Origin of the sequence: Rhodococcus sp. DN22, from assembly GCF_036669995.1 — a bacterium.
GTDB classification, from domain to species: Bacteria; Actinomycetota; Actinomycetes; order Mycobacteriales; family Mycobacteriaceae; genus Rhodococcus_F; species Rhodococcus_F erythropolis.
The window spans coordinates 592,501-605,000 of record NZ_CP133326.1; the positions used below are offsets into that span (position 1 = coordinate 592,501).

A 12,500-nucleotide genomic window follows, 5' to 3' on the forward strand; every position below is an offset into this window, starting at 1 on the left:
CCTGATCTGGTAGTAGCCAAGCGATGGGGTGACGCAGGAAGGTAGCTGAGCCAGTCAGTGGTAATACTGGTGTAAGCGTGTAGGGCGTGACCTAGGCAAATCCGGGTCACACATAGCCTGAGACGTGATGCGTAGCCGATTGAGGCGAATTCAGTGATCCTATGCTGCCGAGAAAAGCCTCTAGCGAGCTTTCACACGGCCCGTACCCCAAACCGACACAGGTGGTCAGGTAGAGAATACTAAGGCGATCGAGATAACTATGGTTAAGGAACTCGGCAAAATGCCCCCGTAACTTCGGGAGAAGGGGGGCCCTGTCTGGTGACGACATTTACTGTCTGAGCTGGGTGGGGCCGCAGAGACCAGTGAGAAGCGACTGTTTACTAAAAACACAGGTCCGTGCGAAGTCGTAAGACGATGTATACGGACTGACGCCTGCCCGGTGCTGGAAGGTTAAGAGGACCGGTTAGTTCCTTCGGGAGCGAAGCTGAGAATTTAAGCCCCAGTAAACGGCGGTGGTAACTATAACCATCCTAAGGTAGCGAAATTCCTTGTCGGGTAAGTTCCGACCTGCACGAATGGCGTAACGACTTCTCAGCTGTCTCAACCGTAGACTCGGCGAAATTGCATTACGAGTAAAGATGCTCGTTACGCGCGGCAGGACGAAAAGACCCCGGGACCTTCACTACAGCTTGGTATTGGTGTTCGGTTCGGTTTGTGTAGGATAGGTGGGAGACTGTGAAACGGTGACGCCAGTTATCGTGGAGTCGTTGTTGAAATACCACTCTGATCGAATTGGACCTCTAACCTCGGACCATGATCTGGTTCAGGGACAGTGCCTGGTGGGTAGTTTAACTGGGGCGGTTGCCTCCCAAAATGTAACGGAGGCGCCCAAAGGTTCCCTCAGCCTGGTTGGCAATCAGGTGTCGAGTGCAAGTGCACAAGGGAGCTTGACTGTGAGACTGACAGGTCGAGCAGGGACGAAAGTCGGGACTAGTGATCCGGCACCGGCAAGTGGAAGCGGTGTCGCTCAACGGATAAAAGGTACCCCGGGGATAACAGGCTGATCTTCCCCAAGAGTCCATATCGACGGGATGGTTTGGCACCTCGATGTCGGCTCGTCGCATCCTGGGGCTGGAGTAGGTCCCAAGGGTTGGGCTGTTCGCCCATTAAAGCGGCACGCGAGCTGGGTTTAGAACGTCGTGAGACAGTTCGGTCTCTATCCGCCGCGCGCGTTAGAAACTTGAGGAAGGCTGTCCCTAGTACGAGAGGACCGGGACGGACGAACCTCTGGTGTGCCAGTTGTTCCGCCAGGAGCACCGCTGGTTAGCTACGTTCGGAAGGGATAACCGCTGAAAGCATCTAAGCGGGAAGCCTGTTCCAAGATGAGGTTTCTCACCCCCTCGAGGGGGTAAGGCCCCCGGCAGACCACCGGGTTGATAGGCCAGAACTGGAAGTGCAGTAATGCATGCAGGTGACTGGTACTAATAGGCCGAGGACTTACCACAAAGAAGCTACGCGTCCACTGTGCGGTATCTGAAACAACACACAGATACTGATGAGAAACTCTGTTTTCTCCGTCATCCATCCACCCGGTAACGGGTTCGGGTTGGTGCACGGTGAAACCAGGTGATCAGAAGTTGGTTACTGTGACAGTTTCATAGAGTTACGGCGGTCACAGCGAAGGGGAAACGCCCGGTCCCATTCCGAACCCGGAAGCTAAGCCCTTCAGCGCCGATGGTACTGCACTCGACAGGGTGTGGGAGAGTAGGACACCGCCGAACACAATGTAGAGAAGCCCCCCAACCAATACTGGTTGGGGGGCTTTCTCGTACCCAAAACACCCCGAAACATCCCGTCGCCGGCACCCCCCGGATCGAGCGAACGGTACGTCCGTCGCCTCAGATCGACCCAACGTACCGTTCACACCATCACGAGCAGAAGCGCACGGCCGGCTCACCACCCCGTCCGGGATCGAGCGAACGACACTCTCACCCTCTTCAGCGAGGGGAACGATACGTTCACACGATCCGCGAAAAGCCCGCGCTCACCACAGGTCTCGTCAGTCGAACGCCAATCGCGATACCAACCCGCCACGGAACCCGTCGAGCGTGGCTAGGCTCGGAAGAGGTGCCCCGTGTGATCGGGCCCACCTCACCTGTGCACGCGTGATGACTACGGAGGCTTCGATGACCGATATTCTCGACCGCACCAAAATCTATGTTGATGGCGCCTGGATCGAATCCACTGGCAGCGGTCGGATCGACGTTCTCAATCCGGCTACCGAAGAGCTGATAGGAACTGTCGCCGAAGGCACTGTCGAAGATGTCGACGCGGCCGCGAAGGCAGCACGAAAGGCGTTCCCTGCCTGGTCTGCACTATCCGGCGGTGAGCGCGCCGAATATCTTTCCAAGGCCGCGGCGATAATTGCCGAACGCACCGATGATCTTGCGGCGCTTGTTTCGCAGGATATGGGAATGCCGATCGGATTCGCGAAGCCCGTACAAATCGGAATGCCGCTCGCGAATTTGAATGCATTTGCCGAATTGGCTCGCACTTATGATTTCGACGCTCACGAGGTCGGGAATTCGCTGATTGTTCGCGAACCTGCGGGTGTTGTCGGCGCCATCACTCCCTGGAACTTCCCGCTCCACCAAGTTGTCTTGAAGGTGGGCGGTGCGCTCGCCGCGGGCTGCACCGTGGTTCTCAAGCCGACCGAGGTTGCGCCACTCATCACGTACGCTCTCGCTGACATCTTCGACGAAATTGGTTTGCCTGCAGGTGTATTCAACCTGGTGAGTGGCTACGGCCCGGTAGTGGGTGAAGCCATCGCCGGCCACCCTGAGGTCGACATGGTCTCCTTCACCGGATCGACTCGTGCAGGCAAGCGAGTGGCCATCGTTGCCGCGGACACCATCAAGAAGGTCTCGCTCGAGCTGGGCGGCAAGTCGGCGAACGTCATTCTCGACGACGCCGATCTCGAAAAGGCTGTCACGGATGGCGTCGCAAAGTGCTTCATCAATTCGGGCCAGACCTGTTCGGCGCTGACGCGTATGTTGGTTCCCGCGGAGAAGGTGGATGAGGCAGCGGCAATTGCTGCTGCAGTCGCCGCTCATTTCCCGGTAGGTGATCCGACTCAGCCGACTTCGGTGCTTGGTCCTCTGGTGAACGCGAATCAGCTGGGACGCGTTCGCGGATACATCGAGAAGGGTGTGTCGGAAGGTGCCACCGCGGTTGTCGACGGTCGCGAAACCGGTCTGGCCAGTGGATATTTCGTCGGGCCGACGGTGTTCGCGAACGTGACCGAAGACATGACCATTGCGCGCGAGGAGATCTTCGGACCGGTCCTCTCGATCATGGGTTACAAAGACGAGGCCGACGCAGTGCGGATCGCCAACGGCACCGAGTACGGACTGGCCGGTGGCGTTTGGTCAGGTGACCCCGATCGCGCGGATCGCGTCGCCCGGCAACTGCGGGCCGGGCAGGTCGAGGTGAACGGCGGCGCCTTCAACACGAATGCTCCGTTCGGTGGGTACAAGCAGTCGGGCGTCGGGCGCGAGGCCGGCACGTTCGGGCTCGAAGAGTTCCTCGAGATCAAGGCGATTCAGCGATAGTTTGTTCGAGAATGGCGATGCTCCCGTACCAAGTGCGGGAGCATCGCCATTTTTGTACCCGGATCAGGACTTGGCGGCATCCAAATGCTGAGCCGAGATGTTCGCCAGATGTGTCAGGTCCGAGGCCACGGTCGCGAACGTGTAGCCCTCCCCGAGCCGTTGTGCCGCAACCTGACCGGAAGGTGTGTGGATTCCCGCAGCGACTCCGCTGACGGCGGCAGCTTCGCGCACCCGGGTGAGCGCTGCTTCGAATTCCTCGGCGACGTCCGGATCGTTGGAGTGCTTACCGCCGACGGCGATTCGTAGGTCGGACGGCCCGACGTACACGCCGTCCAAACCGGGCACTGCGCAGATCTCTTCGACGTTCGCCAGACCCTGTGGGGTCTCGATCATCGCAAATACAACGGTGTCGCGGTTCGCGTCGGCGGGAACTGGGCCGATACGGAGTTGAGAGCGCATGGGTCCGTAGGAGCGGATGCCGAAAGGCGGATACTTGGCGGCTGCCACGGCGGCCGCTGCCTCTTCGGCGTTGTTGATCAGCGGAACGATGACGCCCACAGCGCCCGCGTCGAGTGCACGGCCGATGGGCGTCGGATTGTTTGCCTCGACGCGCACCATCCCGACAGTGGACGGTGACGAGTCGATGGCGGTGAGCCCGGCGACCATCCCCGAATAGCCGATCAGGCCGTGCTGCATGTCGAGGGCAATGTAGTCCCAGCCGACGTGCGCAATCCATTCGGTCGAGACCGGACTGTCGATGACGGACCAGTATCCGAGAATGCGTTCGCGTCCTCGGATACGTGCGGCGAATTCCTGTGCTGACATAGTGAAGAACTCTTCCTGATGAAGGTCGGGTGTTTCAGCGGTTGTAGTTGGGCATGGGGCCTCGTAGGGCGGCACCGACGAGGTCACACTCTTCGACGGTCGAGGCGTCGAGTGGACCTCGCCCGATGGCCGCGATATTGGATTCGAGGTGCGTTACTTTGGATCCTCCGAGGAGCAGCGATCCGGCGACGGGCTTGCTGACCAGCCAGCGCAACGCAAGCTCGGTCAGGGAGATGCCGGACTGTTCCGCGATCGCCGTCAGTTGTGCAATGGCGTCGAAGATCTGTGTGTTCCAGTATCGCTCCTTGTACATCGACGCAAGACGGGAGTCGCCGAATCGGCCGTCGACGGGGTTTTCCTCGAAGGTGTGGCGCCCGGTGAGCAGGCCCCCACCGAGTGGGTTGTAGACCATGGTGGTCAGTCCGGTCACGTCCGCGAATTCTGCGTATTCTTCTTCGATGCGACGCGCGAGCAAGTTGTAGAGTTGTTGTGCGACGATCGGTCGCGGAGCACCGACTGTGTCTGCGGTGTAGTTGATTTCACTGATTTGCCACGCGGCAAAGTTGGATACGCCGAGTGTGCGGATCTTGCCCTCGGCAACCAGTTCCGCGACGGTGGTAAGAGTTTCGGTCAGCGTGACGGTTCGGTCCGGCTGATGGAGATAGAACAGGTCGACGTAGTCCGAGTCGAGTCTGCGCAGACTTCCTTCGATGCTTGCTCGGAGTCCCTTTGCCGAGAGTGGGCTGTTGTCACCGGCATCGGGGTGTGGCATTCCTGCTTTGGTGGCCAGAGTGACGGAATCGCGTCGGCCGTGGAGCAGTTTTGCCAGCATGCGCTCGGACTCACCGCCCGCATAGCCGTTGGCCGTGTCGATGTGAGAGATACCGGCGCCTAGTGCTGCGTCGAGCATCGATCCCGCACCCGATATGTCGACCGTATCTCCGAAGGTCATAGTGCCGAGCACCAGTTTCGGAAGCTCGAGTGGGGTGGTCATCAGGCAACTCCTCGTGATTCGGTCTGCTTGGCTAGTAAGTTCTTGGACAGGGCTGCCACCACGTGGCGTGGTTTGATGCCGACCATGGTGGTGGGATCGAGAGCAGCGCCTCGTAGTGCGCGGGTGTACGGCTCGCACGGACTGGCGAGAACTGTGTCTGTGGAACCGGATTCGACGATGGTTCCTTTCGACATCACGACTACGGTCTCGCTGATTTCTCGGACGACGCCCAAGTTGTGTGAGATGAAAACGTACGTCAGACCGGTATCGGCCTGAATTTCACGTAGGAGCGCGAGTACCTGCGCTTGCACCGAAACGTCGAGAGCGCTGGTTGCTTCGTCGCAGACCAGGATCTCGGGTCCGCTGGCAAGTGCACGGGCAATTCCGATGCGCTGACGTTGGCCACCGGAGAACTCCGCCGGACGCCGGTGTAGTGCCGAGCTGGGTAGGCCAACGCGATCGACGAGTTCTGCTGCTGCCTTGGCGCGTTCAGACTTGCTCCGAACACCTTTGAGGCGCAGTGGTTCTCCGATGATGTCCTCGGCAGTCAGATGGGGGTCCAGCGATCCGTACGGATCTTGGAACACCATTTGAATGCGAGAGCGGAAGGGGCGCAGTGACTTCTCCGACATATGCGCGATGTCATTGCCGTCGACGAGAATGCGTCCACTGGTCGGTGTGAGGAGTCGGACGATCGATCGAGCGATTGTCGACTTGCCACATCCGGATTCGCCGACGATGGCCAGGGTCTTGCCCTTTTCCACCGAGAAGCTCACAGCATCCACGGCTCGGAAAACTCCGTCGGGAACCGGATACTCGACAACGAGATCTTCGACGGCGAGAAGTGGCGTTTCGTGGGGGTTCATGCCGAGGCTCCGATCTGTGTTGAACGGGCGGGGTCGCCATCCCAAGGCCCCAGGTGCGGTATGGCGTCGAGAAGCTTTTGTGTGTAGGCGCTTTGCGGTGAGTCGACGAGAACGTCGGCGTTACCGGTCTCGACAAAACGTCCGTCCTTCATCACGTAGATGCGATCGGATACGAGTCGGGCGACTCCGAGGTCGTGGGTGATGACGAGCATTCCGATCCCGGTGCGCTCCTGCAATTCGAGCAATAGATCCAGAATCCCGGCCTGAACGGTGACGTCCAATGCGCTGGTGGGTTCGTCGGCCACGATCAGTTCGGGGCCGGCAGCAAGAGCTCCGGCGATGAGGACGCGCTGCAGCATTCCACCCGACAGTTGATGCGGGTACTTGTCGAGTTGCTGATCCGGATACGGAATGCGTACCTGCTCGAGCAGTTGCACTGCCCGCTCGATTTGTTGCTTCTTCGCGGTCACGCCGCTGTGGCGCACTGCTTCTCGAAGTTGGCTGCCGATGGTGTGGACGGGACTCAGAGCCGTCATCGGGTCCTGGGGGATGAGGGCGATGTGTTTTCCACGAATATCGTTCAAGATCTTCGTGTTTCCGAGAATGTCCTGGCCTTTGAACACGGCTTTCCCGGAAAGAACGGCAAGATCGTCCGGAAGCAGCCCGAGGATTCCCATGGCCGTGGTCGACTTTCCGGAGCCGGATTCACCGATGATGGTGACGGTTTCACCGGCGTCGATGCAGAAGGACACCCCGTCGACGGCTCGGATGACGCCATTCGCCGTGACAAGTTCGATCTGGAGGTCGTCGACCCGTAGTAGATTGCCCATGTCTCACGCCTTTGCTTTCTGGGCGTTGCCACGCCCGAACAGGCTTGCGCCCAGTCGTTTCGAACCTGCAGGACGATCGCGCAGGCCGTCGCCGAGTAGGTTCACTCCGACGACCAGTAGCACGATCATCAGACCGGTCAACGTGACGATCCACCATGACGTGGTGATGTAGTCCTGGCCGTCGGCGATGATTCGTCCCCACGTTGCGAACGGACGTTGCGGTCCGGCGCCGAGGTAACTCAACGAACTTTCCAGCAGTACGGCCTGCGCGAGCAGCAGCAGGACGACGAGCGAGGCCTGCTTGACGATGTTCGGAATGACGTGACGAAGCAGAATTGCCATGCGAGTAAGTCCGAGGACTCGAGCTGCAGCTACGTAAGGCTTTTCGCGTTCGACGAGTACCAATGAGCGAGTCAACCGTGCGACCTCGGGCCACTGCGCGATCGCGATGACAAACGTGATGACGGGAATGGACGGACCGAACAGCGCAACGACGAGAAGCAGCATCATCAGCAGAGGCAGAGAAAGCTGTGCTTCGAGTAGTCGGGAGATGACGGTGTCGACCCAGCCGCCGAAGTACCCCGCGGCGGATCCGGCGACTATGCCGATGACCCCGGAGACGATCACGGCGAGAATACCGATCGTCAGAGACACCTGGCCGCCGTGCAGGATCCGTGAGAGGAGATCTCGTCCCAACTGATCGGTGCCGAACAGATGGCCGTCGGTGAGGGGCGGTAGCCGTCGACTGCTCAGGTTGGTCTGGTTCGGATCTGCAAGGGGGAGTAGTCCCGCCAATGCAACAGGAAGAATCACCAGGAGCGCGCAGATCGAGCCGGCCCAGATCTTGACTCGGCTGTCTCGCTTACGGCGCGTGGCTCCGGCGCGTGCGAAGTCTGCCTCGGTGACCGCGCTGGCGCGTGGAGTTGTTGGAGGTTCCAAGACGGTAGTCATCAGTTGGCGCCCTTTCCGAGTCGCACGCGTGGATCCAGGAGGGGGTAGAGGAGGTCCACTGCCAGTTGCACGAGCACGGCGAGAACCGCAGTGACAAGCACGGTGGCCTGGATGAGCGGGTAGTCGCGAGTCTCGAGTGCGCGGACCACCAGCGAGCCGACACCAGGCCAGGCGAACACGACTTCGACCACCACGACGCCGTTCAGCATTCCGGCAAATCTGGTGCCCAGCGCGGTGACGATCGGAATCGCAGAATTACGCATCGCATATCGCCAGGTGAGTTCGCGTTCGGATACTCCGCGAGAACGTGCGACCGTGATGTACGGAGAAGCGAAGGCCGAGACCATTTCGCGTCGAACCATCCGGGAGATCAACGCGATCTGAAGGATGGCGATGGTGACGGTAGGCAGGATCAACGACGGCCATGTGGTGAAACCGGCTGCCGGGAGTACTGGGATCAAGACCGCGAAGATCGTCACCAGCATCAGGCCGCTCCAGAACTCCGGCATGGACTGCCCGCCGACGGCTACGACGTTCGCACCGAGTTCGCGTCGGGTGTCCGCGTGACGGGCCATCCACACGCCCAGCGGAATCGAGAGCACGGCGGTCAACAGAATGGAGCTGACGGCAAGGGTGATGGTGTACGGGAGACGGCCGAGGACAACGTCCATGGCCGGCGCCTGGAACGAGTACGACGTGCCGAGATTCAGATGGACGAGGTCCCACAGGTAGATCAGGTATTGAGAGAACACCGACTTGTCCAAGCCCATGTCAGCACGGATTTGTGCTAGATCCTCCGTGCTGGCCAGCGGTCCGGCCAAGGCGTAGGCAGGATCGCCGGGAGCCATTCGGATCAGGACGAACACTGTTGTGAGCGTGAGGAAGATCGTCAAGGCACTCTGTGCCAAGCGTTTGAGCACGTATTTGACGGTCGGGTTGATCCTTGTGCGCCGACGCGGAGAGATTCCGAGAGCGGTTTGCGGTTTCGGAGCGGTGAGAGTCATCGCCTCAGGCCTCCAATCGGACGGCGCCGAGGTCGTAGGAGTTGATCGGGGTCAGTGAAACATTTTGTACACGAGTGCGTTTCGCAAGGAGTGCGTTGGGTACGAAGCTCCACAGGCAAGGCCAGGTGTTCCAGATGTCTTGTTGTGCGGCGTCGAGTAGAGCGGCGCGCTTGGTCGGGTCTGGTTCACTGGATGCGGCTTGGATCTTCGCGGTGATTTCGGGGAAGACGTACCCGTGATAGGTGTCGCGAGTTGCTTCCTTCTCCGCTGTGCCGGCGTACATCCCCTGCAACGTGGTCAGTGCAAGTCCGGTCTGGTTGCCGTAGCCGTTGCCCAGCACATCCCAGTCGCCGGTCTTGCCCTGGCGCCAGGACGAGATGTCACCGCCCGGTTCGAACTGCTGGAGTTTGACGCGTACTCCCACGGCCTTCATCATTTCGAGTACCGATTCCATCACCGAGACGTCGTTGGTGAACTCTCCGGTTTCCCAGATGAAGGTGAGTTCGAGGTCGTCGGCGCCTTCGGCCTCGAGCATTTGCCGCGCTTTCCGTGGATCATATTGGTAAGTACCGGTTTTCACGGCTCCGTCCAAGGTCGACGGTGCGGGGCCGGTGGCCGGGACTGCGGATCCGATCAGCACGTCCCGAGCGAGTGACTCACCGTCGATGGCATACGTGAGAGCTTCTCGGACACGCGGATTGGACAGTGGGTGATCGGCGGGCTTGCGGAAGTTGAAGAACAGTTGGTTGATGCGTGTGCTCGGCACTGTGTCCACCTGGACACCAGGCAGGTCGGCGAGTTGTTCGGCGGAATCGGGACTGATCGAGTCGATGACGTCGACCTCGCCGCTCCGAAGTGCGACGACGCGGCCGGCCTCTTCGGGAATGAAGCGGACCTGAACACGACGAACGCCAGGGGCCGGGCCCCAGTAGTTGTCATTGGCGACAAGTGTGTAATCACCGGTGCCCCGGTTCGATTCGCTGACGACGAACGGTCCCGACCCGATTCCGCTCTGCAGTTCGTTGGGTTCGTTCGCAGCGGCCGGGGTGATCAAGATGTTGGACATGAGCGAGTCCAGAACCGGCACCGGGGAATTCGTCCGAAGGATGAAGGTGCGATCGTCGATGGGGACGACCGTCGGCCACTCGGGGAACTGCGGTGCGACAAACGATCCGCTGACCTGCTGGTACATCTGCATTGCCGTCGTGACGTCGTCGATCAGCACAGGTGTGCCGTCGGAGTAACGGATGCCCTCGCGGAGTCGAACCGTCCACTCGGTCGCGCCGGTCGATTCGAACCTGTCAGCGAGAACGAGTTCCGGTGTCAGATTGTCGCCGATCCGGGTGAGACCTTGTCTGACGCCACGTTGAGCCGTGACTGCTGCGTCGAATTGATTGAGTTTGTTGTCGAGGCTGACGAGCGAACGGTTGAGCCCGAGCACCAGGGTGTCCTGGGTCGGCTTCCCGGTAGGGCCGGCGCACGCGGCAGTCGTGCCCAGAAGCGTTGCGCCACCGATCAGCCCGGTGAACTGCAGAAAGGATCGCCGGGAGAGCTGTGGTGTTCGCAAACGAGTATTGGTCATCGGTGACCTTTCGATCCTGACGGGTCAGCGTGGGGGCGACGCTCCGAGCGGACTGTTGGTGAACAATCGCGTCGGGCTCTCGCTTGTAACTCAGCTCACAATGGCACTGTTGCGCACTTCGCGCAAGTCCCGTAACTTCGATTGCGTACTTCGCGCATCGATTGCGATGCTGTGCATACTCGATTCAGACCGAAAGGGGGTCGAGGAATTCGATGAAACCACTGGTAATCATCGCTGATGATCTTTCCGGAGCCGCGGAGTCGGCCGCAGGATTTCTGCTCCGCAGTTCGGGCATATCGCTTCGACTCGGCCCAGGTGCGCCCGACGGATCAGGAGTGACGGTTTTCGATCTGCACTCACGGCGATCCGACCCCGCCAGAGCCTCTCGTGACGTGAGATCAGTTCTGCAATCGTCTGACGGCTCCGAGATCGTCAAGAAGATCGATTCCCTGCTCAGGGGCAACATAGCGGCGGAGGTTGGAGAACTCTCCCGCGACGGATCCCCGGTCATCGTCGCCGCCGGACTGCCCAGGCAAGGGCGCACGGTGCAAGGCGGGGTGGTGTTGGTCGATGGGGTTGCGTTGCACGCCACCGACCTGTGGCGCGCGGAGTCGAAGCCGGCTCCTCGGTCGATTGCGGAGGCGCTCGGCTCGTCGGCAATTACTTCTGGCGTATCGCTGGACGACATTCGCTCCGGGCGGTTGAGCCAGGTTCTTGCGTCGATCTCAGAAGCCGGGTCGGTGGCGATCTGCGACGTCGAGACCGACAGTGATCTGGAACTGATTGTGGCTGCAGCACAGGAGGTTCGGGGTTCTCGATTGGTAGGAACCTCGGCGCTCGCGACGGCAGTGGCACGACGACGAACCGTGCAGTCACCCGTCGTGCGTCCATCTCTTCGTGATTCTCGATCTACTTTGGTGGTTGTGGGGACGGCGGATGCGTCTGCCGGGGACCAAGTGGAATTGCTTCGGGATTCAGGTGCGCACCATATCGAAGTGAACAGTGCTGAACTCCTGGCGCATTCGGTCGATCCGCTTCCGATTCTGAACGCACTGGATCGCGGAGACGTCGTGGTTTCGGTAAGTGGACCTGTCGTGCCTGCAGAATCCGTCCATCTCGTTTCGGCTCTCGCCGATCTGATCGCTGCCGTCGATGCAGGATTCTCCCACGGCGAGTACCCGATCGACTTGGTTCTTACCGGTGGCGAAACCGCGCGCAGCGTTCTCGACCGCCTGCGGATCGACACTTTGTCACCGATTTACGAAATTGAACACGGCGCCGTACTTTCCGTCGACCACACCGGACGGTACATCGTCACGCGGCCAGGCAGTTTCGGGAATGCACACAGTCTTTTCTCTATAACGAAGTTTCTCGCGCGCCCCATCCCGGTCGACGCTCCGGACAGTCCACCTTCAGACAACGAGGTTAATCCCATGTCAATCGAATCCACTCCACTGCCGCTGATTGCTGTCACGATGGGCGACGGCGCCGGCGTCGGACCGGAAGTGATCGTCCCCGCACTCCTCGACGCCGAAACGAGAAAGCGTTGCCGCCCTGTTGTTGTCGGCGACGCGAAGCGTTTGCGATTGGCTGCCACGGTGCTCGGAATCGACGTCGACGTGGTCGCGATCGAGGAGATCAAGGATGCTGAATTCATCGATGGACGGATCAACGTCATCGACCTGGACTTGCTACCCGAGGATCTCGCCTGGGGTGAACTGTCGGCAGTCGCGGGGGATGCGGCCTATCAATATATCCGCGTCGCAAGCGAACTCGCCGTACGCGGTGAAGTCCAGTCGATCTGCACGGCGCCGCTGAACAAGGAAGCGCTGCATGC

General features: G+C 60.2%; 9 protein-coding genes and 2 rRNA genes (2 of these 11 only partly in view). 4 read left to right on the plus strand and 7 right to left on the minus strand.

Translation table 11 applies throughout. The features are described 5' to 3' along the window. The 3 genes from RA302_RS02740 to RA302_RS02750 all read left to right on the plus strand — a co-directional run. Positions 1-1,505, plus strand: a 23S ribosomal RNA gene (locus tag RA302_RS02740); it begins 1,630 nt to the left of the window's first position. Between the two features lie 159 nt (positions 1,506-1,664). Further along, a 5S ribosomal RNA gene (rrf, locus tag RA302_RS02745) occupies positions 1,665-1,781 on the plus strand. A gap of 405 nt (positions 1,782-2,186) precedes the next feature. Continuing rightward, on the plus strand, positions 2,187-3,611 hold the full coding sequence (locus RA302_RS02750) for an aldehyde dehydrogenase family protein (protein WP_007732506.1): 1,425 nt from the start codon (positions 2,187-2,189) through the stop codon (positions 3,609-3,611). Between the two features lie 63 nt (positions 3,612-3,674). Here RA302_RS02750 and RA302_RS02755 read toward each other — a convergent pair whose 3' ends face one another. From RA302_RS02755 to RA302_RS02785, 7 genes are read right to left on the minus strand one after another with little or no spacing between them, the layout of a single operon-like run. Continuing rightward, entirely contained in the window at positions 3,675-4,436 is a 762-nt protein-coding gene (locus tag RA302_RS02755; protein WP_019746656.1) for an aldolase/citrate lyase family protein, read from the minus strand. Between the two features lie 34 nt (positions 4,437-4,470). Further along, positions 4,471-5,430 (minus strand): aldo/keto reductase, encoded by a 960-nt coding sequence (locus tag RA302_RS02760; RefSeq protein ID WP_134999913.1) that lies wholly within the window; start codon positions 5,428-5,430, stop codon positions 4,471-4,473. Beyond that, positions 5,430-6,296: a dipeptide/oligopeptide/nickel ABC transporter ATP-binding protein gene (locus RA302_RS02765; protein ID WP_134999912.1), complete on the minus strand. Its 867-nt coding sequence runs from the start codon at positions 6,294-6,296 to the stop codon at positions 5,430-5,432. Before RA302_RS02765 ends, RA302_RS02760 begins: the two co-directional genes overlap by 1 nt. Further along, positions 6,293-7,126: an ABC transporter ATP-binding protein gene (locus RA302_RS02770; protein ID WP_053062092.1), complete on the minus strand. Its 834-nt coding sequence runs from the start codon at positions 7,124-7,126 to the stop codon at positions 6,293-6,295. The genes RA302_RS02765 and RA302_RS02770 overlap by 4 nt, the downstream gene beginning before the upstream one ends. A gap of 3 nt (positions 7,127-7,129) precedes the next feature. Then, positions 7,130-8,077, minus strand: coding sequence for an ABC transporter permease (locus RA302_RS02775; protein WP_019746660.1), 948 nt, complete (start codon positions 8,075-8,077; stop codon positions 7,130-7,132). Then, on the minus strand, positions 8,077-9,081 hold the full coding sequence (locus RA302_RS02780) for an ABC transporter permease (protein ID WP_007732496.1): 1,005 nt from the start codon (positions 9,079-9,081) through the stop codon (positions 8,077-8,079). Before RA302_RS02780 ends, RA302_RS02775 begins: the two co-directional genes overlap by 1 nt. A 4-nt stretch (positions 9,082-9,085) precedes the next feature. Continuing rightward, complete coding sequence (locus RA302_RS02785; RefSeq protein ID WP_338479293.1) at positions 9,086-10,663, minus strand: ABC transporter substrate-binding protein; 1,578 nt, start codon at positions 10,661-10,663, stop codon at positions 9,086-9,088. A 212-nt stretch (positions 10,664-10,875) separates the two neighbouring features. Here RA302_RS02785 and pdxA point away from each other — a divergent pair, with 212 nt between their 5' ends. Further along, positions 10,876-12,500, plus strand: partial view of a 4-hydroxythreonine-4-phosphate dehydrogenase PdxA gene (pdxA, locus tag RA302_RS02790; protein ID WP_166501722.1) — the 5' portion only. Its footprint extends 616 nt past the window's final position; 1,625 of the gene's 2,241 nt are visible here — the first part of the coding sequence; the start codon lies at positions 10,876-10,878; its stop codon lies off the right edge, out of view.

Bases quoted from the DNA above. Each gene is read 5' to 3' on its own strand.
- RA302_RS02750 (WP_007732506.1), top strand. From the start codon at position 2,187: ATGACCGATATTCTCGACCGCACCAAAATCTATGTTGATGGCGCCTGG.
- RA302_RS02755 (WP_019746656.1), bottom strand. From the start codon at position 4,436: ATGTCAGCACAGGAATTCGCCGCACGTATCCGAGGACGCGAACGCATT.
- RA302_RS02760 (WP_134999913.1), bottom strand. From the start codon at position 5,430: ATGACCACCCCACTCGAGCTTCCGAAACTGGTGCTCGGCACTATGACC.
- RA302_RS02765 (WP_134999912.1), bottom strand. From the start codon at position 6,296: ATGAACCCCCACGAAACGCCACTTCTCGCCGTCGAAGATCTCGTTGTC.
- RA302_RS02770 (WP_053062092.1), bottom strand. From the start codon at position 7,126: ATGGGCAATCTACTACGGGTCGACGACCTCCAGATCGAACTTGTCACG.
- RA302_RS02775 (WP_019746660.1), bottom strand. From the start codon at position 8,077: ATGACTACCGTCTTGGAACCTCCAACAACTCCACGCGCCAGCGCGGTC.
- RA302_RS02780 (WP_007732496.1), bottom strand. From the start codon at position 9,081: ATGACTCTCACCGCTCCGAAACCGCAAACCGCTCTCGGAATCTCTCCG.
- RA302_RS02785 (WP_338479293.1), bottom strand. From the start codon at position 10,663: ATGACCAATACTCGTTTGCGAACACCACAGCTCTCCCGGCGATCCTTT.